Genomic DNA, 22,980 nt, shown 5'->3' with positions numbered 1-22,980 from the left:
GTGCGAACAGAATGGCTGTGGTGAGACGGATTCTCTGAATCAGAACAAGGCCCTCATCAATGCTGTGCGTGCCTTGGTCACGGCCGGATCATCCGCACTGAGAACTTCGAAGAGTTCGAGAACCCGCAGTCGCAGCGCTTCCTTCTCATCGCCTGCGCTGACGCGGATCAGTGAGATCAGGCGGTTGAAGGCACTGCCCGGGTTGCCTCCGACGATCTCCGCATCGGCGGCCGCCTTGGCCGCCTCGGCGTCCTTCGGGTTCGCATCGGCGGTGGCAATGAGCTGCTGCGGATCGGCGTCGATGAGGCGACGTCCCAGTCCGGCTCTGGCCAGACCGAATTTCGCTTCCTCATCCGCCGGCGCGGCGGCCAGGGCGGCCTTGAACAGGGATTCGGCGGTGTCGAAGTCTCCTCGGCTCAACGCCTCCTCGGCGTCTGGGTGAGCAGGACCTGCCGGTTCCGGCTCGGCTCCGGCAACCACGGCATGACCGGTCACACCGTTCTCACCAGCGAGCTTGAGCAGCTCATCGAAGTAGGCCTTCACCTGCGGTTCGGGCAGTGCACTCTGGAACAGAGGTACGGGCTGGCCCTTGACGATAGCGATGACGTTCGGGATCGACTCGACGCCGAAAGCCTGCTGCAGTCGCGGATTGGCGTCGACGTCCACTCGTGCCAGGACAAGTCGGCCGCCGAAGGATTCGACGAGGCGCGCGACGATCGGTGAGAGCTGTTTGCTCTCCTCACTCCGCTGCGCCCACAGGTCGATGACAACGGGCACGCGGTCGGAGATCGCGACGACGTCGTTGAAGCTGGCTTCGTCGACGTCGAAGACCAGGGCCGGAACTGGAACCGCATTCGGGTCCGCCGCTCCCCCACCAGCCTGTCCCGGTCCACCGTTCTGTTCCTCATGTGGCAGGTTTCTGCTGCGCACCGCGGACAGGTCGAGTCCTTGGCTGGGCTGCGTGTTGTCCTGCGAGGGATCCATTGACACGTGGTCTCCTTTGTTGCGGGAAATGCGAATTCGTACGGTGCGCGTCCGTCGGGAACTCTACAGTGCTGACGGCCGTCGGGAACTCCGACGGTGCTGATGACATCCAGCATAGAACGTATCAACACCGCCGGGCCTGCGACTATTTCAGACTGCGGACCTGCCGATTACTTCAGTGCCGACTATTTCAGTTCGGCTCCGCTGAGAGTCTCCAGCCCACCGATGAGACGCACCTTGCCGTCGGTGGGCACAAGGAACGTCAGGACCTGAGTTGTCTTCGTCGTCACTGACTTCTGGGTGCTGTCGGATCCGGTCAGCTCCTTCTGCGGACTCGACAGCGTCAGGGTTCCGGTACGTCCGTCCACGGATTCCGGAGAGATCGTGGACTCGGCCTCGATGACTCCAGTGACGATGGCGGCATCGCCTGCAGTTCCCTGCGCGACGATCTCCTTGCCGGGAGTGTACTTGTACTTGACCTCGGCCTTGCCGTCTTCTGCACTCTTCTTCTGTGCCTGCTGGTTCTTCCAGATCGACTTCGAGAAGTCATCGGACTCGAACTTCTTCGCTTCCTTCGACTTCTTCCCCGAGTCCAGAGCCTTCGCATAACCGGACACGACGTTCTCCGGGGTCATGACGAAGTCCTTGGTCTTCGGATCAAGGAGCTGCGAACCCTGCCTGGCGTCGGGGATCTCCGGCAGTTCGGTGCCCGGGACCAGCTGGGTCTGTGACCACAGCTTGTAATCGGCGCGCGGGTCTTCCTGAGTCAGGACGAGGAGCTGGGTCTCATTGACCGCCGAGGTGACGAGACTGGTCATGCGCGGCCAGGAGTCGGTGGCCGCGGTGTAGTTGACGACGACCTTCTCATTGGCCACTGCCGGTGGCAGCTTGTGCTTCTTGACCTTCTTCTTCACCTTGTAGGCGTCTTCGCGCTGCTTCAGGGCAGGTCCTGTCGCGCGCTTCTTCAGTTCGGAGCTGTCGGTCCCCTTGTCGGCGGCCTTGACGTCTTCGGTCACGGAATCGAGGATCCGTTTGGCCTGGTCGTCGTTGACTCCGGCCGCGGCAGAACTCGGGGCCTCCGACGGCTCCGGCTTGGGCAGCTCATCAGGTCCGCAGGCACTCAGCGCCAGAACTGGCACGATCGCGAATGCGGTTCCGAATTCGGCCAGTTTGCGGCGGCGCTCCTGACGGGCCGTGCGCCGGTTCTTCTCCTTCTTCGCGCTGTTGCGGTTGAAGACGAGGACGACGATGCCGCCGATGAACAGTGCCCCGCCGATGATCATCAGCGGAATGGCCCAAGGTGTCTCCGCATGGTTGGGCCAGGTGATGGTGACGGTCTTGACGTCGCCCGGCTCACCGCTGCCGGCGATGAGGAAGCCCGTCCGGTTCGCGTCCTCGGTCCAATCAAGCGTCACAGAGTCGTTGCCGGTAACTTCGGAGGTCCAGAGGTCGGCCCCGGCCGGGCTCGGCATTGAGGCCTCACCGTCTTGGGACTTCACGCTCAGCCCACCCTCGGGCGCCAGCCCTGTCACGCGAGTGAATGCGGAATTTCCGGCCCAGGCCTCGACGTTTTCGATCGGGGCCTGCGCGATCGTCAGATCACCCGAGCCTTCAACATTCAGTGTTGCGGGGGTTTCGTAGAGATTGAGCATTCCGGGGTCGACGACGACGGCCGGTGTGTCTGCATCGATCTCTGTGGTCGCGGTGATCTGGTCGTCCGGCGCCCACAGGGTCTTCTGCAGAATTCCGAGGCCTCCGACAACGACACCCACCACCATGAGAATCACAGCAAGTGTGTAGCGCACGTACGAACCCTTCCCTCAACAAAGTCTCTTCTGGTCCCACATTGGCCCGTGGGACAGTCCAAGTTTAAGTCACTGCGCGCGTATTGCTTTTGTGCGTCTACTCAGCGTGTGTCGGTGCGCACAGCCTAAGGAGATGCTCAGAGGCCTCGCTCTGCTTTAAGCTGGGCTGGTGAGCAACGACAAAATTGTGTGGATCGACTGTGAAATGACCGGCCTCGACGAAGTCAGGGACGAGCTCATCGAAGTGGCGGCTGTGATCACCGACTTCGACCTCAACCCCCTCGACGAGGGCATCGACATCGTCATCAAACCCTCCGCTGGGGCGCTGGAGAACATGAATGACTTCGTCACCCAGATGCATACGAGTTCCGGCCTCATCACCGAACTCGATGCGGGAACGACGGTCGCCGATGCGCAGACCCAGGTGCTCGAATACATCAAGCAGCATGTCTCGGAGTCGGGCAAAGCACCGCTGGGCGGAAACTCCGTGGGCACCGACAAGGTGTTCCTCACAAAGCAGATGCCCGAGCTTGTCGACCACCTCCACTATCGGATCATCGACGTCTCCTCGATCAAGGAACTGAGCAAGCAGTGGTTCCCCCGCGCCTATTTCCAGTCCCCGGAGAAGCACGGCGGTCACCGCGCCCTCGGCGACATCCTCGACTCGATCGTGGAACTCCAGTACTACCGCAAGGCCGTCTTCTCAGCTGAGGGACCAACGTCCGAAGAGGCGAAGTCCATCGCCGCCGAGGTGAGCTCACACATCTCCCGCTGAGTCAGGAGCGCAAGACTCCCGCAAGCAACAAAGAGAACCGTGCAATGCACGGTTTTCTTCATTCATATGAAATGATGATTTCATCATGCCACTAAATCACGTACAGCGGCCTCTGTATGAGGTCAAAGCGAACCTATTCAAAGGCTTGGCCCACCCCTACCGGATTCGGATCCTCGAGCTCCTCGCCGGTGCTGCGGAAGTCAGTGTCACCGATCTGCAGGCCGAGACCGGGCTCGAAGCCTCCCATCTGTCCCAGCACCTTGCCGTGCTGCGCCGACACCGCCTGGTCGAATCCGAGCGTCGGGCCAGTCATGTCTTCTATCGCCTGGCCGATCGGCGCACCGCCGAACTGCTCTCCGTGGCCAGGTCGCTGCTGCTGTCGATGCTCGAAGACGACGGCGGCCGCTTGGCCCAGGCCCAAACGCTGCCGCAGATTCCAGGCGGTCCTGCGACTGTGGACACCGCCGCGACCACGCGCGAGCCCGCATCATGAGTTCGCCAACGACCACCTCGGCGGCCCTGATCGGCGCACTCAGACGGGTACGTGCTCTGCTGCCAGGAGTCTCCGACTACGGCGAGACGCGGCGTTCGTGGCCCAAGGACCTCCTCGCCGGCGTCACCGTCGGCATCGTCGCACTGCCGCTGGCACTCGGCTTCGGTGTGAGCTCAGGACTCACCGCGGAACAGGGCCTGATCACTGCGATCGTGGCGGGAGTCCTCGCTGCGATCTTCGGTGGCTCGCATGTGCAGATCTCGGGACCGACCGGTGCCATGGCGGTCGTGCTCGTGCCCATCGTCGCCACTCAAGGCGCCGAGGCGGTGGTGGCGGTGACGCTCATCGCCGGGATCATCGTCGTGGCGGCCGGACTGCTGCGTCTGGGGCGTGCAGTCTCATTCATCCCCTGGCCCGTGATCGAGGGATTCACCCTGGGAATCGCGGCCATCATCTTCTTGCAGCAGGCCCCGTTCGTCACCACACCGGGAGACTCGAAGCCTGGTGAGCACAGCACGAATGCACTCGTCGCGGCCGGTCAGCTCATCGGCGAGGCCGACTGGTCCTACCTGCCCTATTCGCTTGCTGCGGTTGCAATCGTCGCCGTATGCATGATCTTCGCACCGAAGATCCACTCCTCGATCCCGGGTTCACTGGTCGGCATCGTCATCGTCACGGTCCTCGCCGCGCTTGTGCCCAATCCCCTCGCGAGCATCGGAGAGATTCCACGCTCGCTGCCTCTGCCCTCTGTTCCGGCCATCGACCTCGGGGCCATCGGTGGGCTGCTGCCGGCTGCGGGGACGATCGCCGCGCTGGCCGCCATCGAATCGCTGCTCTCGGCACGGGTGGCCTCCTCCATGTCGGATGCCGGCGCCTACCATCCCGATCGGGAGCTGGTCGGGCAGGGGATCGCCTCCATCGGCTCCTCACTCTTCGGCGGCATGCCTGCGACCGGCGCGATCGCTCGCACTTCGGTCAATATCCGTGCCGGTGGTCGCACCAGGCTGGCATCGATTGTCCACGCCCTGGTCCTGTTGGGCATCGTCCTCGCGGCGGCCGCTCCGGTGAGCCAGATTCCCCTCGCGGCTCTGGGCGGGGTCCTCTTCGTCACCGCGGTGCGAATGGTTCATCTGAACACCGTGCGTGCCATCATTCGTTCGACGCGTTCCGATGCCGCCGGCTTCGTCGTCACCGCGCTGATCACGATTTCCTTCGACCTCATCATCGCGGTCGGAATCGGAATGGTGGTGGCCGCGGCCTTCGCACTGCGCAACCTGTCCCGGGCGACCGGAGTGACGATCGAAGAGGTCTCTGCCGAGGGTTCCGCCCACCCCGGCGATGACTCGATCTCCATCGTGCGCTTCGATGGGCCGCTGTTCTTCGCCTCATCCGACCGGGTCTTCGACGAAGTCATGGAACTCGACGGGATCGTCGTAGTGATCCTGCGAATGTCCCAGCTCGAGCTCGTCGACGCCTCCGGTGCACGCATCCTCGCCGAGGTGGTACGCACCTTCGAGCGCCGCGGAATCACGGTTCTCATCAAGGGGGTCAAGGACTCCCACGTCGAACTGTTCCGCCACGTCGGTGTGCTCGGTGCGCTCAGGGACAAGAGGCATCTCTTCGATGATCTGCCCAGCGCGATCGAGCATGCCCGCTCACACGTGGAGCGGGCATCGGCTCGACCCTGAGCCGACGCTGAGGCTCAGCTGGTCGTAGCGCCCAGCTGGTCTTTACCTTCCGTTGGTCTTGACGCTCAGCTGGTCTTTTTGGCCGGCTGGGCGAAGACCGTGGCGGGGAAGGCTCCCGACTGGGCCAGCACCTTGATCAGGCTGCGGCTCGGAGACACGAGTGCCTCGATCTCCTCATCGCTCAGTGCCGACCAGGCCGCGGCCACCGTGCCGTCGGTGAGCTGCTCGACCTGTTCCTTGAGATCGCGGCCCGCGTCGGTGATGGCTGGCAGGTCGAAGCCACGCTCGTCTGCACCGACCGTGATGAGACCGGCCTCGGCCAGGCGCGACTGTGCGCTCTTCCATTCCTCGTCGGTGAATCCACGAGTCTTCTGGGCCGCACGCGGCTTGAACGAAGCGCCCGTGGCGACGTCGAGCATGAGCGCGTCGATCCCGGGAACGCCTGCTGTCACCAGCGCGGCCACATGTCCGTCACCGCGGAATTCCCGGGCAATGGTCGCCACCGCCCACAGCTGCTCGAACGCGGTGTTCGGTGCATGTGCGGTGAGCGCGTCCGCGGTTGCCTGGGCCAATGCCCGACCCGAGAAGTCCATGTTCGCCAGCACCGGCGTCATGGCTGTGGCCAACTCCGTGGCCGCCTCCGTGAGCAGGGCGATGTCCTCTCGGGATTCGAAGAGTTCGGCCATGAAGACCCCCACCGCATCGAAGCGAGCCTGCACCATGGTCTCCGGTGAGACCTTGTCCCACAGCTTCGGGAACTGGGTTGAGAGGAAGGCATGTGAGTAGTTGTAGTAGGCGGCGCTGACCACCCCGGCATTCACGCGGCCCAATGGAGCAGATCGTGCCGCCAGGGTCGCTTCGACTCCTGGTTCGACTCCGTGCTTGGCATACTCCTGCCCCACGGTCTCGGAGAAGTACATTGCCGAGTGGAATGAGTTGAGACGCGAGGAGACGGTCCTGATGTTCTGTGTGCGCTGAGAGTTCATGGTTCCAATCCTATGGTCAGGTGCATGTTGCCTTGGTCACGTTCCCGCCGCGTCGATGCCGGTGGTCCTGGCAAACCAGTGGATATGGGCCGCGCATTCACGCCGAGCACGGTCAGCATCGCCGGCCAGAATGCTGTCGAGAAGACCGGCGTGTTGCTTCGTGAGCTCGGTTTGCACCCAGGTCCAGTCTTCAGTCGCGGCGGCCGCGGAGGAGACATAGTCAACAATGCTGCTCGACAGTGAGGCGAGGATGATGTCGGTGACCGGGTTGCCTGCTGCAGCACACAGCTCACGATGGAATCTGGCATCGAGATCGTGGAAGCTCTCCTTGACGATGCCGGGTTCGCGCATCCTGGCCAGAAGCTCTTCAGCCCTCTTGAGGTGGATGTCGCCGAGGCCGGGAATGCGTGCCGCCGACATCCCGACACCCGCTGGATCTTCGACGTCAGTCGATTCCTCGGCGTCGGCCGACTTTTCGACACCGGCCGACTTCGCAGCGGCGACAGCCTCTGCGGCGGTGGCGACCGCATCGGATTCGAGGACGACTCGAGTCATCAGCACATCTGCGGGGGCGATGTGTCGGGCCGAGACGTGCAGCTTCAATGCCCGTGACAAGCCGACCGAGGGCTCGGAGACGATGACCGATCCGGCGCCTGGCCCCGATCCGACGCCGGAGCGGATGAGGCCGACAGCATCGAGGATGCGAATGGCCTCACGCACACTGGATCGGGACACGGCGAAGCGCTCAGCCAGGGCCCGCTCCCCCGGCAGACGGTCACCCAGGGTGAGGGAGCCATCGAGGAATGCACACTCGATTCCGGCAAGGACTATTTCATAAGCCTTATTCATCGTAATTGCCTTTTCGCCGTCCTGGAGTCCGCTCGAAGGCCCGGCCTCTGCGCGGTGTCAACGTCATCAGCTCTGAGGTCTTTGCGGGAACTTCCCCCTATGGTATGGTCTGACCACATTTGTGACAAGAACCACTTCCGTCGCATTCGATCGACCTCCACCAGAGGCCATGCCCCGGATCCGATTCTTGGCACTGCAGGCAACTCGGCTTGGAGGTCAGATGAAGATTGCACTGTTCGCCACGTGCATCGTCGATGCCATGTACCCGGAGGTCGCCCAGGCGACCGTGACGATTCTGCGCAGGCTGGGACATCAGGTGATCTTCCCCGAGGGGCAATCCTGTTGCGGTCAGATGCACATCAACTCCGGCAAATTCGCGCAGGCCGAACCGGTCATCGCCAACCACGTTCGGGCCTTCACCGACACCGAATGGGACGTCGCCGTCGCCCCTTCCGCCTCCTGTGTGGCCTCCCTGGGACACCAGCAGCCCATGGTCGCCAGCCGGATGGGCAACGATGCCCTGGCCTCGGAAGCCGCCGAGGTGGCCGGACGCACCTATGAACTCTCCCAGTTCCTCACCGATGTCCAAGGCGTCACGGATGCCGCAGCGGACCTCGGATCGTATTTCCCCCACCGCGTGACCTACCATCCCTCGTGCCACGGGATGCGGCTGCTGCGTCTTGGTGATCGGCAGAGTGACCTGCTGCGCTCCGTTGAGGGAATCGACTTCGTCGAACTGCCCTTGGCTGATTCCTGCTGCGGCTTCGGAGGGACGTTCTCGGTGAAGAACCCGGAGGTCTCCTCCGCGATGCTCGCCGACAAGATCCGGACCGTCCAGTCAACCGGCGCCGAGGTGTGCACCGGCGGAGACGCGTCCTGCCTCCTGCACATGGGCGGCGGAATGTCCCGCTTCCAACGCACCGGGAGCTTCGAGGGCGCCCCCGACGTCACGGCCGTGCATGTGAAGCACACGAGCTCAAATGACCCCAGCGATGACAATACCGATCACCTCACAGCTGTCGTCGGCGCCGGTGACGACGATCATCTGAAGTCGAGCGGACACAGCACCCGCCCGACGGAACCGAGCCCGGTCCAGTCGGGCCTGAGAGTCGGGCAGTCCACAGTCCACCTGGCTCGGATCCTCGCTTCGACCAAGGAGGACCCATTGCGTGTCCAAAGTGAAGGAGCAACCGTGAGTGGAGGGAGTCTGCGATGACCTTTCTGGGAATGCCGCTGCTGCGGTCCACGCGCCACGACCATGAGATCCCCGGCGGGCAGGGCAATATCGTCGAAGACGAGTCCTTCGCGAAGGTCTCACACCAGCATCTGTCGAACCAACAGCTGCGCGACAACATCGGACATGCGACCGCGACGATTCGGGACAAACGCTCCGAGGTCGTCGCCGAGCTCGACGATTGGGAGGCCCTGCGGGAGGCAGGGTCTCAGGCCAAGAATCACGTGATGGAGAACCTGCCGGAGTATCTGGCCGAGTTCGAGAAGAACTTCACGGCAGCAGGCGGCGTCATCCACTGGGCACGGGATGCCGACGAGGCCAACGCCATCGTCACCGAACTCGTCGAAGCCAACGCTCCTGTGCTTGAGAACGGGCGCCGTGAGGTGATCAAGGTCAAATCGATGGCGACCCAGGAGATCGGGCTCAACGAGCACCTCGAAACCCAGGACATCGATGCCTTCGAAACCGACCTGGCAGAGCTCATCGTCCAGCTCGGCGACGATAAGCCCAGCCACATCCTCGTTCCCGCCATCCACCGCAACCGCGACGAGATCCGCGAGATCTTCATGGAGAAGATGCCCGACGCCGGTGAGCTGACGAACGAGCCCGCCGTCCTCGCCGAGGCGGCCCGACGACATCTGCGCCACAAGTTCCTGACCACGAAGGTCGCGATCTCCGGAGCGAACTTCGGCATCGCCGACACCGGGACACTCGGCGTCGTCGAATCGGAGGGCAACGGCCGCATGTGCCTGACCCTGCCGGAGACCCTGATCACGGTGATGGGCATCGAGAAGCTGCTGCCCAGCTTCGACGATCTCGAGGTCTTCCTGCAGCTGCTGCCCCGGTCATCGACCGGAGAGCGGATGAACCCCTACACCTCTTTCTGGACCGGCAAGACTCCCGGCGACGGCCCGCAGAACGTCCACCTCGTCCTCCTCGACAACGGACGCACCCGCGCCCTGGCCGACGAGCACGGGCGCACGGCACTCAACTGCATCCGCTGCTCGGCGTGCATGAACGTCTGCCCCATCTATGAGCGCACCGGCGGACACGCCTACGGATCGACCTACCCAGGGCCGATCGGCGCGATCCTCTCACCGCTGATGACCGGTATCGAAGTCGAAGAGAACGGCTCACTGCCCTACGCCTCAAGCCTGTGCGGAGCCTGCTACGACGTGTGCCCGGTCAAGATCAACATTCCCGAGATCCTCGTCCACCTGCGCAATGAGGACGTCAAAGCCAACCACTCCCCCGTCTCTTCCCAACTCGACACCGCGCTCACCGGTGCGTCGTGGATGATGGGCGACGGCAAGCGGATGGCAGCGGCCGAATCCGGTCTGCCCCTCGCCCACAAGGCCACCGGTGGAAATCAGATCAACTCGCTGCCTGGCATCGCGGGAGCCTGGACCTCGAGCCGTGACATTCCCGGGCTGCCGGAGAAGAGCTTCAGAGCGATGTGGGCCGAAGATGAGGCCCGCTCCGAGGAAGAGGCCCGTGCAGAGGAAGAGGACGACGAGAAATGACGGACACCGCACGCGAAGAGATCCTTGGCCGCATCAATCAGGCCCTCGGTCGCCGAGGTGGGGGCGAGTACGTCTCATCCGCCTCCGGGACCGTACCCGCCGCTTCACCCTCAGCTGCCGCGGGGTCCAGGACCGGCGCGGGCCACGGCACGGATGAGAACACAGATGACGCCGATTCGAGGACTCCCGCAGCCGGCGGGGGCATGGTCAATCAGAGCGCGGACTATCTGCGCACCGGCACACACTCCGGTGAGGACCTCATCGCACTCCTCATCGACCGGCTTGAGGACTACAAGGCCAACGTCCACCGTGTCAGCGGTGACCCTGCCGCGACCATCGCAGGACTCCTCGAGTCGGGGTCGAACATCGTCGTGCCCCGCGGACTCGACGAGTCCTGGCTGCAGGAGTTCTCCGGTGAGATCTCCGTCGATGCTCCCGGTCAGGAGCTGAGCATTCCCGAACTCGACGCACAGGCGGCGGTGGTGACCGCCTCGGCGGTGGCGATCGCGCAGACCGGAACCATCGTCCTCGACGGGTCTCCGGAGTGCGGGAGAAGGGCGATCACGCTGGTGCCCGATCATCACGTGTGTGTCGTCCGCGTCGCCGACGTCGTCGATATCGTCCCTGAAGGGATCGCGCGGCTGACTCCGGAGGCGGCGCTGACGTTCATCTCCGGTCCCTCGGCGACAAGCGATATCGAACTCAAACGCGTCGAGGGGGTCCACGGTCCGCGTACCCTCGACGTGGTCATCGTCGAAGAGTGAGCCGGCCCCACGGCGACACGGGCAATCGCAGTACGCGACAATGGTGCCCATGACGACGGCTCGAACTCTGGAGTACCCGCACGAACCACCTCGGCGAAGGAAGCGTCGCACGAAACTCATCATGACCGCGATCATCATCGTGGTCACGCTGCTCATCGGCTTCATCGCCGCCGACCGGGTCGTCGACTTCACCACCGAGTCGAAGATCGCGTCGAGCCTCGAGCCCTACGGCGATGCCGATGTCAACGTCGAGGGCTTCCCCGTGCTGACGCAGATTGCCGGCGGAAAGCTCAACACCGTCCATGTCACTGCTGATCAGGCGCAGTATGAGAACGTCGATTTCACGGACGTCGATGCGAAGCTCTTCGACGTTCCCACTGACACCTCGCGACCGATCGGCACGGTTGAGGCGAGCGCGGTGATTCCGCTGGCGACGATCGACGCTCTGGCCACCGAACATGCCTCGCTGCCCAGCGGCATGTCCTTCACCACGATCGACGGCGGGCTCTACCTCAAGGGCTCACTACTCGGACAGGATCTGCTCATCGGCATCGATCCGAAGGCAGAGTCGCGGCGGGTCGTGGTCAATGCCACGACGATCAGACTCGGATCCGCGGAGGTCGACATCGACTCGATTCCCTCGTTTCTGACCTCGTCGATATCGAACATCGTCATCGACCTCGACTTCCTGCCCGCCGGCCTGGAGCTCACGGACATCAAGGCCACCGATGCCGGCCTGGCGATCAGCCTCCACGGCACCGGCGTCTCGCTGGGCTGAGGTGTGAAGGTCGTTAGCTGACCCGCGGCCCCGTCGGAACATTCCGAAATCGCGTAGACTGACGGTGATGACTCCCACGATGCCCGACGACGTATTCACACCGAAGGTGTGGGTTCTTGGGCACTCAGGCACAAATGGGTACATCACCTCGTGGGGACCGATGATGTCGGGCACAGCTCCACTTCTGGCCGGAGACCAACTCCGGCCCATACTCTGAGCAGACCGTCATGAGCACGACCGCCTCGGCGCTCGATCACTGACTGTTCGCTCAGAGCACCCGCATACGTTTCGGGCCGGAGAAGCACATCTTCCGGCAACGAAATGGACCCATCGTGACTTCATCATCTCCAGCGACCGCGACCACCAGCGGATTTCGCCTATTCACGTCCCTGCGCAAGGACACCGTGGGCGGCGGACTCCTCGTCCTCGCCGCCCTCACTGCTCTCATCTGGGCGAACTCTCCGCTCGCGGACTCATACTTCGCTCTCAGAGACGTCGAGGTCGGCATCGCTGCCTGGCACCTGCAGCTGAGTCTGGGAACCTGGGCCGCCGACGGACTGCTGGCGATCTTCTTCTTCCTCGTCGGAGTGGAGCTGAAGACCGAATTCACCCACGGGGATCTGCGCAGCTTCCGCACAGCCATCGTCCCGATCACTGCCGCCGCAGGCGGGGTCATCGTCCCCGCCCTCATCTACACGGCGCTCATGGTCTCCCACCCGGAGCTGCTGCGCGGATGGGCGATACCCACCGCAACGGACATCGCGTTCGCCGTCGCGATCCTCGCGATCGTCGGCTCCCACCTGCCCAAGTCGCTGCGTATCTTCCTCCTCACCCTCGCCGCCGTCGATGATCTGCTGGCGATCGGCATCATCGCCGTCTTCTACACCGAGACCATCACCCTCTTCCCCCTCCTGGCAGCTGTTGCGGTCATCATCGTCTACGGACTCATCGCCTCCCGGTTCAGAACATTCTTCGTCGATAAAGCCTGGGCAGCGTGGGTCATCCTGCTGCCGCTGGGACTCATCGCCTGGGCGCTCATGCACTCCTCCGGTGTCCATGCGACGATCGCGGGTGTGCTGCTCGGGTTCACCATCCCCGCCCTGGCACGCAGGCGGAAGGGAGATCAGGGTCTCAGGCCCAACCTCGCCGAGGTGATCGAACACCGCCTGCGCCCACTGTCCGCGGGATTCGCGGTCCCCGTGTTCGCCTTCTTCGCCGCCGGTGTCGCCGTGGGCGGACTCGAGGGTCTGGCCACGGCGTTCAGGCAACCGCTGACCTTTGCGATCATGGCGGCCCTGATCGTGGGCAAACCGTTGGGGATCCTGACCTCGACGTGGCTGGTCACCCGCTTCACGTCGGCTGGACTGGACCAGAGCCTGAAGTGGCCCGATCTGGCCGGGGTGGGCCTGCTCGCAGGAATCGGGTTCACGGTCTCCCTCCTCGTCGCCGAACTCAGCTTCACCCCCGGCTCCCCTGAACACGATCATGCGAAGGTCGCGATCCTCAGCGCCTCGGTCATCGCCGCCCTGCTGGCATCGGTGGTCTTGGGCGGCAGGAACCGCCGGTACCGCAAGGCAGAGAACGCTACCCTGGGTGTGGGCCAGGCCTGACGCACCACGGCAGACACATTTCACCATCAGAAAGGCTCAACGATGAGCACGATCAACCCGGTAGCACAACGCTTCGAATCCGAACTCGCCGAGCTGGCGACCCTCGTCGACTCGGACCGACCGGGCTGGACGAGGCGAGCGCTGAGCGAATTCGACATCGCCGGCCGCGACTACGCTCTAACACTGATGAAGCATGCGGGCCTGGCGACTCGGGTCGACGGTGCCGGCAATGTCATCGGGGTGCTGCCCGGTCGCCTAGGTGGGCGAGAGATCATGCTCGGGTCCCACACCGACACCGTTGATGGTGGTGGACGCTTCGATGGGATCACCGGTGTCCTCGGCGCCATCGAGGTTGTGCGCCTGCTGCGGGAGAACGACGTTCGACTCGACCATGACCTCGTGGTCGTGGTCTTCTTCAACGAGGAACCCAACGACTTCGGCTTCTTCTGCGTCGGCTCCCGAGCGATGACCGGACTCGTCGACCGCACCACTCTGACTGCCACGGACACCGATGGCCGCAGCCTCGCCGAGGCCCTGCCCGACTCCGGCATCGACCCCGAAGCCTTCCTCGATGCACGCTACGACTTCTCGAAGGTCACCGCGTTCCTCGAACTCCACATCGAGCAGGGGCCGGAGCTGGAGCGGATGGGCAAACAGATCGGTGTGGTTGAGACGATCACCGGGATCAACCACTTCAAGGCACTCTTCACCGGTCGCCAGGACCACGCCGGCACGACCCCGATGGATGTCCGAGCCGACGCCGGGTGTGCAGCCGCCGGCACCGTGCTCGCCGTGGAATCGATCGCAGAGTCCGGGACGAACACTCGCGGCACCAGTGGTCAGATCCAATTCACACCCGAGGCCGTCAACGTCGTCTCGGCCAACGCCAGCGTCGAAGGCGAATTCCGCGGCCCCGACGGTTCATGGCTGCAGGAGGCACAGCGGCGGCTCACCGATGCCGCCAGCCAGAACGCTGACAAACGCGGTGTGCATGTGGAGATGGAGTGGACGACGGACGATGCGCCCGTGCCCCTGCACGAACCGATCACCTCAACCATCGCCGAGGTGGCCACTGACCTTGGCCATACACGCGCCACCATGTTCTCCGGTGCCGGGCACGACGCGGGGATCATCGCCGCCAAGACGCAGGTGGGCATGATCTTCGTGCCCTCTCGTGATGGTCGCAGCCACTGTCCCGAGGAATTCACCGAACTCGCTGACATCCTGCCCGGAATCGAGGTGCTGCTTCAGACCGTGCTGCGCCTCGACGGAGTTTCAACCTCAGGCCGGGCTGCGGGCTCAGGCGGAGCACAGCTCGCGTGACTCAGGTCGGTGGTGACACCACCGGGTGCTGAGACAGCGGAGAAGGCCAGTGATCCGGTGTGAACTATCGCAAGGACGACGGCGAACCTCGCGCCTGCCGACCCTCACTTCGTCGAGTCGATCGTCGGCTCGATGAGGCCTGCTTCCTCAGTGTCGAGACTGATCCGCACGGCGTCGGTCTCCGCGAGTTCGCCACGCCCGATCAGCCACTCGTCGCCGGACTTAGTTCCGCAGGGCTCGCCCTTCGGCGGCCAGTCCTCGCATTCGACTGCGGAGATCGGTTCGCCTGATTTCACGACCACGTCCCCGGACACCAAGGGTCGGAAGTAGACGACAACTCCCCCGGCATTCGTCTTCGCCTGAGCGGAACCGACTGCCGCGCCGGTGACCTGGTAGTCGACGGTGCCTTCGTGCTCTCCTTCGGTGAATTCGTCCTCGGCGGAGATGCTGACGGCGTGGATCATATGGTCAACGTCCACCTCGGCGGGTTCACCATCCATGGTCATCGCGGGGTCTGAGTACTGTGCACGAAGGTAGGGCGGCAGCACGGACTCGGTGTCGGGCAGGCGAAAGCCGTCGTGGACCATGCCGCCGAAGGTGAAGTCGTAGTCCCGGGCCAGTTCCATGGTCTGGTCGATGTGCACGCGATAGCTGCCATCGGAGTCGATGGTGATGGTGTGCGTGGCGGCATCCCCCATGTACGGGTTGGGTGCGGCTAAGACACCATCGGCGGTGACCGCGCCCATGAAGGTGGCCAGGACAGTCGCTGAGAGTGCTGCCGTGCCCACTGCCCACTTCGATGGTCGGATTCTCGAAATTCTACGCCCCATGATCAATTCCTTCGATGTTCGTAGACGGGAATCGGCTCGGTCTGCAAGGTGTCCGGGGCTGCGAACCCGATGGCACCGATGCTGCTGGTCATGTCCTCCTGCCAGGTGAGTCTGGTCCCACCCTCGGCGAAGCGATGCTTGTCCAACCCACTGCAGTCAGCGTCGGGCTCGAACTCCATATTGTCCGGCAGGCACCGGATCGGACCGCCTGCTTCCAGAGAGACGGTGCGGATGCTCGGCGCTTCATTCGAGCCAGAGGGAAATTGCAACGGCAGGACGAAGAGCTCGTGTCCTTCGACGTTGAGGTACACGTCATCAAGGACGTAGGAGACGTCGACGACGTGGCGACCCTTGGTCCACATCACGTTCTCACCGGGCGGATGCGGATTCGCAAACTCATAGCCGACGTCATCGTAGAAGAGATCATCGACATCGGAATCGTCACGCGTCACGTTCAGTTGGGCAACCTCGACGGGATCGTTCTTCGTCGACTCCTCAACCGTGTCCACCTCCCGGGCTGAGACCTCGGAGGCCCGTGGCATGACGGCGTAGCGCGGGACATCGCCGTCTCCTGCCGGCCAGCCGATCGAGTCGCCGCCGAGATACCAGAGAATCGGGCGGTCAGCACCTTCGGGAGCATCGAAGATCAGGCGTTCACTCACCTGCAGTGTTCCATCGGCCTGCGGCGCTGCGGTCACGGTGATCTCCTCAGGAGTCAGCGCCTGCTGGGGAAGTCTGACCCGGTCCGGCGGCAGATCGGAGATCCGAGTGATCATCGAGGACACGATGACGACGACCACGAGAATCGCTGCGAATCCGATGGCACCGGCGATGATGATCTTGATTGGCTTCGGCATCTTCTCACCGTATGATGCGACGTTGCGGTGCCGGTGACAATCTGGTGCCAGTTCTGCCACACACTCCAGCTGCCTGCGGCCCCGCCGCAGTCGGCTCCCCACCTGCATGGGTGTGTGAGAATAGCAGTCGGGCAACTGCGGCCCCCAGCACAACCAACCGAACTTCATCACACTCCAGGAGGTGCAATGCGATCCCCTATCCCTGATTTTTTGGACGAGACGCTCGATCGTCACAGGTCAGACCGGTCCGGTGCGAACGCGGACTATATTCCGGATCTGGCTGCGGCCGACCCAGAGAAGCTGGGCATCTGCCTCTCCACCCTCGACGGGGTCGAATACACCTCCGGTGATTCGGATTTCGAGTTCTCTATCCAGTCGATGTCGAAGCCCTTCATCTACGGCATGGCGATCGAGCAGGAAGGGCTGGCCGCGGTCCTCGACATGGTGGGCGTCGAGCCCAGCGGAGAGGCCTTCAACGAACTCTCCCTGGACAAGATGTCCGGCAAACCGCTCAACCCGATGATCAATGCCGGTGCCATGGTCACACATTCGCTCCTGGGCGAGCCGGGAACCTCACTGGCCGAGCGGATCGAGATCGTGCGTGCCGGTCTGTCCGAGTTCGCCGGCCGACAGCTGCGCGTCGACGATTCGGTGGCCGAGGGCGAATGGGGTGAGGCCTACCGCAATGTCGCGATCGCCAATATGCTCCGGTCCTACGGTGTCTACACCGACCAACCCGACGAGGTGGTCCAGGGCTATATCGCCCAATGCTCGATCCTCATCACCACCAAGGATCTGGGAATCATGGCCGCCACTCTGGCCGCTGGCGGGATCAACCCCATCACCGGCAAGCAGGTGCTCTCTCCCCGTGTGAACCGACAGGTCCTCGGTGTCATGATGACCTGCGGCATGTACGACGCTGCCGGTGACTGGATGACTGAGATCGGCGTGCCCGCCAAGTCCGGTGTCTCCGGCGGAGTCTTCGGGGTCCTGCCCGGGCAGGTCGGAATCGCGACTTTCTCTCCGCGTTTGGACAAACACGGGACGAGTGTTCGCGGAGCCAATATCTTCCGGACGCTCTCACGTGAGCTGAGTCTGCACATCATGGACGCTCCCGAACCTGCTCGCTCGATCATTCGCCGTGACCGCCGCTTCGTGGACTCTCAGGGAGTCATGGTCCGCATCTGCAGCCTGCAGGGCCTCATCCAGTGGAGCGGTGCCGAAAACGTCATTAGGACCATGGATGCTCCCGAATCCAACGTCGAGGTCGTCGTCCTGGACCTGCGCCGTGTCAACGAGATCAATGGAGTGGCCAGACGAATGTTCACCGAGGCGATGAGCCGCCTGGAAGAGGACGGCAAACGGATCGCGCTGATGGACCCCGAGGACATGCTCCTGTGCAAGAGTCCGAACTCGCCCCTGCCCGATGTCGAATACGTCGACTCCCCCAAGGCGCTCAAGGGACTGCGGCGGCTGCGTGAGGACTGGTCCCAGAGAGCCGTCTGACAGGGTCTGACATGGTCATTTGCTAAGGTGAGGCTAACTTATCCCTTAGGAAGGCTCTCAATGTCGACTACTCCCAGCACGCCCGAACGCTCAGCTCGACCGCCTCGCCCACAGGCGGTCATGTCGGTGCAAGAGGTCGCAAAGATCACCCCGAATCTCATTCGGATCAAGGTCGGCGGAGACGGTTTCGACGCGATCTCGAACAATGAGGCGACGGACAAGTACGTCAAACTCATGTTCGCCGATCCCCAGCACGGGCTGACCCCACCCTACGATCTGACTGAACTGCGGGAGAACTCTCCCGAGAAGCTGCCCCGCAAACGTACCTACACCGTGCGGGAGATCAACGAAGACGAGAAGTGGCTGTCGCTGGACTTCGTCATTCACGGCGGCGAGGGCGTTGCCGGGCCCTGGGCCACGATGGCCCAGCCAGGCGACACCATCGTCATGGTCGGCGCCGGCGGCAAATACCAACCCGACCCTGTCGCTCCCTGGCACCTGCTCATCGCCGACCACACTGCGATCCCCGCAGTGAGCACGGCGGTTGAGGCCATGGACACCCAGGCGAGGGGAATCGTCATCGCTGCCGTCGCAGACGAAGCCGACCGGCTGCTTCCCGAGACTCCTGCTGGCGTCTCTGTGGTCTGGGTCGACAACGACGATGAGCTCATTGCCGCTGTTCGCGGCCTCGACTGGTGTGAGGGCACTCCGCAGGTCTTCGCCCATGGTGAGCGGGAGACGATCACGACGATCCGACGGGTGCTCAAAGAACACGAGGTGCCACGCGAATTGCTGTCGATCTCCGCCTATTGGGCGCGCGGTCGCGCCGAGGACCAGTTCCAGGCCGAGAAGCGCGAACCCATCGGCAAGATCGACTGACGCCGAACCAGCTGAATCGGCGGCACTGGCTGGAGACGCTGGTCAATCGTGAAAACGAAGGTTGATTCCCGCGTGCGGGATGGGGACGGTGGTGGTTTCGAGCTCGGGGTGCACCAACCTCGGGGCTGAGAACAACCGAACTCTAGGTGGCTGTCTGATGCGGCCGCTGAGTATGCAGTCAGGCCACCGGTGCGATGTGGAGACCACAGAGAAGGCGCAAGTCGTGCTGTCACCACTTTCCCGGCAGCCGGGAAGGACCTGATGCAAAGTCAAGTGACATCTAACGGCGCTTGGTCACAATGAACGCAATGATTCCGATGGCGATGAGCGCGAAAGCGATACCGCCGATGAGCAGGTACTGACCGAGGTCGGCACCGGTCTTCGGCAGTGAGCCGCCGTTGTCATCCTTGCCATCGTCGTCGACTGAGGCATTGCCCTCAGGCCCTTCGACCGAGGCACTTCCACCCGCCGAGGTGGTGCTGCCCGAATCTGCTCCCTCAGCTGATGCTTCCGCACCGCTTCCGGACGCGCCGTTCGAACCGGCACTCGTGGAACCGGACCCGCCGGAGTCCGCATCCGCGTCTGCGCTCACCGGCGTGCCGTCAGCGGCCGAGCCGGAGCCCTCGGCCTCAGAGTCGGAGTCTGCCGCGGCGCCATCAGCACCCGTTGCAGCCTGCGAGTCCGATCCCGCTTCCGAGTCCCCGCTGTCGTCGTCCTTGAGATCGGCGACCGAGTACAGGCTCGTGGTGCCTGAGACTTCATTGCCGACGACCAGCGCCGCCTCACCACTCGGAGACTCGTCCCTGTTCAGGAACGTGAGTCCTTCAGGTCCCAGGTCACCGGCGCTCGAGAGCAGTGCGCCCGGGTCTGAGGCATCCTCGATCTCGTCCTCGACCGAGACGGAGAAGTCCCTGTTGTTGAAGTAGGTCACGAACTCCGGCTGTGACGGGTTGCTGAGGTCGAAAGCGGCGATTCCGCCGACGCGTTCGAAGCCGAGGAACGCGTAAGTCGTCTCCCCCACCTCGCCGACGGTCAGCGCTTCGGGCTCTGGACCCTTGTCGTCGCTGCGACCTTCGGAGTTCGACTCGGAATGGTTCGAGTTGAAGAAGTCGGGGATCGCCTCGGCGGTCATCTGCTCGAAGGTGTCACCGGAATCGGCAATCAGCTTCCCGTCGGTGGTCCACACGGAGAATGACCGTGCGCCGAAGGCATAGAGCTCGTCATAGCATTCGCCGCTCTCGTTCAGGCCCATGTCGGTGATGATGTTGAGCCGGCCCAGATCCTCATCGTTGAGTTCGTCGGCCAATGGCGAGTCGGCGCACACCGGGGCCAGCCCGTCATCGCCGAGGTCCTTGACCCTGGCCGCGTCGACGAAATCTCCCCACTCACGCGAGTCGCCTTCGTTCGCTGTGACCAGGTAGTCGGTGCCACCGGAGGAGAACGTCGAGATCGTGTCCGGCATGTACGCGCCCCTGAGACCGGGATACGTCTCAATGTTCGTCTCGGGAGCGTCTTTGGGATCCCGGTCGGAGGCGTCGAGACCGTTGCCGGCTTTTCCGTGATCCTTGTAGCCCAGGGGCAGGATATCGGTGACCTCCGCCGAGGCGATGTCAACGACGGCGATCGAGTTCGCCTCCTGCAGCGTCGCGTAGGCCTTGTCACCGGCAATGGTGATGTACTCGGGCTCGAGATTGCGCGAGATCGGGTGATCGTCGTGCGGCTCGGGCCCGAAGATCCGAACATCGTCGGGCAACGTCCTAGCCCCGCCCTCCTCGAAAGCGTGGAAGTCAGCTGTGTGCACATCCGATTCCTTCGGGGCGGCCACCTCGGCGGGCAGATCCACCACCGTCACCGAGCCTTCGGGATCGGTGGAGAAATCCTCGGCTGGTTCGCCCTCATTGGCGACCAGCGCATGCGCGCCGTCGGGGGTGACTGTGACCATGTCGGGCAGTGATCCCGCAGGTACGGATCCGAGCACCTTTGCCGAGGGGGTGCTGGCGTCGAAGAACAGCAGAGATCCGGTCTTCGTCTTGTCCTCGTCTTCAAGTGCGATGACGCCGAGTCCGTCATCGCGGATAGCGACGGAGTTCGCGACTCCCGACCCGGTGATCTCCCCGAGCTTCTCCGGCTCGGCAGGGTCGGAGAAGTCGATGATGTCGACGGTCGCGGCCTGCGCGTTGACCGTGTAGACGGTGTCTCCGTGGACAGCCGTGATCTCTGCCGCGGATTCATCGAACTGGCCGGTCTCGTAGGAGCCCAGGCTGTCGAGCTCGAGAGCCGCATCCGGGGCGGAATGGCTGATCGGATCCGGGACCTCGGCCGCCTGCGCAGCTCCGCCGCTGACTCCGGTGAGTCCCACGCTCATTCCTGTGGACAGCAGCAGTGCGGCCAGTCCGGCCGTGATCGTGTGCGGTGCGGACGGAAGCGGGGAGGGCGGATGTGCCATCGGATCTCCGGTGGTCGAAGCGGGCGTGGGACGGTTGTGCCCACAACCATCCATTCATAGGCACGCAGTCCTGCCCATACCCCAACTCCCGGTGGACGGGGAACGAATACGCCGCCGAGGCGGGCACCCGGCCGCATCTCAAGGTCGGATCCGTTGCACCCGCGAAGTCGGACCTCGCCTGAACTCAGCTGAGTTCGAGGCGGTCGACCACCTCGGCAACCCTTCGCTTCTGATCGTCGTCGAGGCCGAGGAGCGGCAGCGGCAGGGAGTGCGGGCGGACGAGGCCGAGATGCTCGGCGACTGCGGCGACCACGCGCAGGCTGCCGCCGAAGTCGGAGAACAGGTCCCACAGCGGCTGGAGTGCGGCCGACAGCAGTGCGGCCTTTTCAGTCTCACCGGCGAGCGCGGCGCGGGTGATGTCGGCCATCGGCGTCGGCAGAGTGCCACCGATGGCCGTGTACCAGGCATCGCATCCGGCGTTGAGTCCGGCGGCGCCGAACCCGTCCCCCGAGACTCCGATGCTCACGTGGTCACCGACGGCGGCGCGGATCTCATCCACACGCTGCGTCCAGGCATCCGGGGCAGCATCGAAGCCGGGAATCTTGATTGATGCGATGCCGTCGAGGGCCGCCAGGCGTCCGTAGAGCTCAGTGGTGAACGTGAAGTGGGTGGTGCCCGGGTTGTCGTAGACGACGAGCGGAAGATCGGTGGCGGCAGCGACGGTGCGGAAGAGTTCGAACACGTCCGCCTCAGTCAGGCTCTGGTAGCTGACCGGTGCGAGGAGCAGTCCCTGAGCCCCGGCTGCCTGGGCGGATTCGACGTTGGCGAGCACGTCCCGTGTGCGCAGGGCACCGACGCCCACGAGCACGGGCGTGTGACCGGAATTGGCGACGGTCAGTTCGGTGACGCGCGCTCGCTCATCGGTGCTCAGGTAGGCGTAGGAGCCGGTTGATCCCAGCGGGGTGATCGAGTCGACTTGGGCTGCGACGAGGCGCTCGAGCAGGCCGACATACTCCGCTTCGTCGATCTTCTCGTCATGGATCGGCGTGAGTGGGAAGGCGCTCAGGCCGGTGAAGAGGGAGCGCTGAGTACGTGGAGTCTGGTCGGTCACGTTGAGTTCGTCCTGGTGGTCGAGGTGGCTGCGGCTGATGCACTCGCTTCGGCGCGGGGCGCTGAAGCGTCAGCGGCCGCGATGCAGTGTTCGAGTGCGCGGAATTCGGGCTGCGCGGCGAAATCCATCACGGCTTCGGCACCGAGGGAGTTTCTCAGCTGCGGGAGCAGTGCGTACTCGGTCTCGTCGACGATGATGAGATCGCCACGATCGACCACCTCGGCGGGCAGAGGGAGAGCGGGAGCCGCGTTGACGACGAATCGGCCTTTCACACGGCTGGCGAGTTCGGTGATGAGGTCGAGCGAGATCTCGAGCTGGGTCAGCACCGTTTCCATCGACCATGATCAGAGCCGTGCCAGTCTCGGATTCGATGACGGCAATGTCATCGAGCTGGCCCCCTGCTCGTGTCGGGGCTTCGCGCATCGCTGTCCCCGAGGCATCGGTTCCGACGGCGCCCGGGCTGTAGACGAGCTGTCCTCCCCCGACGGTCTCGCCGGGGCTGGGCAGGCGGTGCGTGGTGGCGGTGATGTCGGCGTTGA

19 protein-coding genes and 1 pseudogene are annotated in these 22,980 nt (G+C 63.8%); 11 read left to right on the top strand and 9 right to left on the bottom strand.

Annotated elements, in window-relative coordinates:
- Nucleotides 1-39: 39 nt before the first annotated feature.
- Together BANT918_RS07200 and BANT918_RS07195 are read right to left on the bottom strand one after the other, a co-directional pair.
- A complete protein-coding gene (locus tag BANT918_RS07200) occupies nt 40-984 on the bottom strand; it encodes a tetratricopeptide repeat protein (protein WP_101619619.1) in 945 nt (314 codons plus the stop codon).
- Between the two features lie 185 nt (nt 985-1,169).
- Nucleotides 1,170-2,789 (bottom strand): hypothetical protein, encoded by a 1,620-nt coding sequence (locus BANT918_RS07195; RefSeq protein ID WP_101619618.1) that lies wholly within the window; start codon nt 2,787-2,789, stop codon nt 1,170-1,172.
- Between the two features lie 169 nt (nt 2,790-2,958).
- Between BANT918_RS07195 and orn the strand changes: the two genes are divergently transcribed.
- The 3 genes from orn to BANT918_RS07180 all read left to right on the top strand — a co-directional run bounded on the left by orn (nt 2,959) and on the right by BANT918_RS07180 (nt 5,745).
- The gene (gene orn, locus BANT918_RS07190; protein ID WP_101619617.1) at nt 2,959-3,564 is read left to right on the top strand and encodes an oligoribonuclease; all 606 of its coding nucleotides are present in this window, start codon (nt 2,959-2,961) and stop codon (nt 3,562-3,564) included.
- An 85-nt stretch (nt 3,565-3,649) separates the two neighbouring features.
- Entirely contained in the window at nt 3,650-4,057 is a 408-nt protein-coding gene (locus BANT918_RS07185) for an ArsR/SmtB family transcription factor (protein ID WP_101619616.1), read from the top strand.
- Nucleotides 4,054-5,745 carry a SulP family inorganic anion transporter gene (locus BANT918_RS07180; protein ID WP_101619615.1) on the top strand — a complete coding sequence of 564 codons (1,692 nt, stop codon included), beginning with the start codon at nt 4,054-4,056 and terminating at the stop codon, nt 5,743-5,745. Before BANT918_RS07185 ends, BANT918_RS07180 begins: the two co-directional genes overlap by 4 nt.
- A 65-nt stretch (nt 5,746-5,810) precedes the next feature.
- Here BANT918_RS07180 and BANT918_RS07175 read toward each other — a convergent pair whose 3' ends face one another.
- Nucleotides 5,811-6,731: an SCO6745 family protein gene (locus BANT918_RS07175; RefSeq protein ID WP_101619614.1), complete on the bottom strand. Its 921-nt coding sequence runs from the start codon at nt 6,729-6,731 to the stop codon at nt 5,811-5,813.
- Nucleotides 6,732-6,767: 36 nt separating this feature from the next.
- Nucleotides 6,768-7,580 carry a FadR/GntR family transcriptional regulator gene (locus BANT918_RS07170; protein ID WP_101619613.1) on the bottom strand — a complete coding sequence of 271 codons (813 nt, stop codon included), beginning with the start codon at nt 7,578-7,580 and terminating at the stop codon, nt 6,768-6,770.
- A gap of 220 nt (nt 7,581-7,800) precedes the next feature.
- On the opposite strand from BANT918_RS07170, the pseudogene BANT918_RS07165 reads away from it, so the two are divergent.
- The 6 genes and pseudogenes from BANT918_RS07165 to BANT918_RS07140 all read left to right on the top strand — a co-directional run.
- A pseudogene (locus BANT918_RS07165) lies at nt 7,801-8,490 on the top strand ((Fe-S)-binding protein); the annotation flags it as partial.
- Nucleotides 8,491-8,792: 302 nt separating this feature from the next.
- Nucleotides 8,793-10,337, top strand: a complete 1,545-nt coding sequence (locus BANT918_RS07160; RefSeq protein WP_233430391.1) for a lactate utilization protein B — start codon at nt 8,793-8,795, stop codon at nt 10,335-10,337.
- On the top strand, nt 10,334-11,101 hold the full coding sequence (locus BANT918_RS07155; RefSeq protein WP_233429238.1) for a LutC/YkgG family protein: 768 nt from the start codon (nt 10,334-10,336) through the stop codon (nt 11,099-11,101). The genes BANT918_RS07160 and BANT918_RS07155 overlap by 4 nt, the downstream gene beginning before the upstream one ends.
- Before the next feature lie 49 nt (nt 11,102-11,150).
- Nucleotides 11,151-11,879 (top strand): DUF2993 domain-containing protein, encoded by a 729-nt coding sequence (locus BANT918_RS07150; protein ID WP_101619612.1) that lies wholly within the window; start codon nt 11,151-11,153, stop codon nt 11,877-11,879.
- Nucleotides 11,880-12,211: 332 nt separating this feature from the next.
- Nucleotides 12,212-13,489: a Na+/H+ antiporter NhaA gene (nhaA, locus tag BANT918_RS07145; RefSeq protein WP_233430390.1), complete on the top strand. Its 1,278-nt coding sequence runs from the start codon at nt 12,212-12,214 to the stop codon at nt 13,487-13,489.
- Between the two features lie 42 nt (nt 13,490-13,531).
- A complete protein-coding gene (locus tag BANT918_RS07140) occupies nt 13,532-14,812 on the top strand; it encodes a M20 family metallo-hydrolase (RefSeq protein WP_101619610.1) in 1,281 nt (426 codons plus the stop codon).
- 104 nt (nt 14,813-14,916) lie between these two features.
- Here the strand turns inward: BANT918_RS07140 and BANT918_RS07135 are convergent, their stop codons facing one another.
- Both BANT918_RS07135 and BANT918_RS07130 read right to left on the bottom strand, forming a co-directional pair.
- On the bottom strand, nt 14,917-15,642 hold the full coding sequence (locus tag BANT918_RS07135) for a hypothetical protein (RefSeq protein ID WP_145996957.1): 726 nt from the start codon (nt 15,640-15,642) through the stop codon (nt 14,917-14,919).
- Between the two features lie 2 nt (nt 15,643-15,644).
- Nucleotides 15,645-16,499, bottom strand: a complete 855-nt coding sequence (locus tag BANT918_RS07130; RefSeq protein ID WP_145996956.1) for a hypothetical protein — start codon at nt 16,497-16,499, stop codon at nt 15,645-15,647.
- A 186-nt stretch (nt 16,500-16,685) separates the two neighbouring features.
- Here BANT918_RS07130 and BANT918_RS07125 point away from each other — a divergent pair, with 186 nt between their 5' ends.
- Both BANT918_RS07125 and BANT918_RS07120 read left to right on the top strand, forming a co-directional pair.
- A complete protein-coding gene (locus tag BANT918_RS07125; RefSeq protein WP_101619607.1) occupies nt 16,686-18,005 on the top strand; it encodes a glutaminase in 1,320 nt (439 codons plus the stop codon).
- Nucleotides 18,006-18,065: 60 nt separating this feature from the next.
- Nucleotides 18,066-18,884, top strand: coding sequence for a siderophore-interacting protein (locus tag BANT918_RS07120; RefSeq protein ID WP_101619606.1), 819 nt, complete (start codon nt 18,066-18,068; stop codon nt 18,882-18,884).
- A 280-nt stretch (nt 18,885-19,164) separates the two neighbouring features.
- On the opposite strand, the gene BANT918_RS07115 is transcribed toward BANT918_RS07120, so the two are convergent.
- The 3 genes from BANT918_RS07115 to BANT918_RS17540 all read right to left on the bottom strand — a co-directional run bounded on the left by BANT918_RS07115 (nt 19,165) and on the right by BANT918_RS17540 (nt 22,776).
- The gene (locus BANT918_RS07115; RefSeq protein ID WP_145996955.1) at nt 19,165-21,330 is read right to left on the bottom strand and encodes a choice-of-anchor I family protein; all 2,166 of its coding nucleotides are present in this window, start codon (nt 21,328-21,330) and stop codon (nt 19,165-19,167) included.
- 184 nt (nt 21,331-21,514) lie between these two features.
- Nucleotides 21,515-22,441 carry a dihydrodipicolinate synthase family protein gene (locus tag BANT918_RS07110; RefSeq protein WP_101619605.1) on the bottom strand — a complete coding sequence of 309 codons (927 nt, stop codon included), beginning with the start codon at nt 22,439-22,441 and terminating at the stop codon, nt 21,515-21,517.
- A complete protein-coding gene (locus tag BANT918_RS17540; protein ID WP_208618047.1) occupies nt 22,438-22,776 on the bottom strand; it encodes a hypothetical protein in 339 nt (112 codons plus the stop codon). Before BANT918_RS17540 ends, BANT918_RS07110 begins: the two co-directional genes overlap by 4 nt.
- Nucleotides 22,777-22,980: the final 204 nt, after the last annotated feature.

It is taken from the genome of Brevibacterium antiquum CNRZ 918, assembly GCF_900169145.1.
Classification (GTDB): domain Bacteria; phylum Actinomycetota; class Actinomycetes; order Actinomycetales; family Brevibacteriaceae; genus Brevibacterium; species Brevibacterium koreense.
Note: the sequence above shows the minus strand (reverse complement) of the source record. Positions and strands in the feature narration are given on the sequence as shown.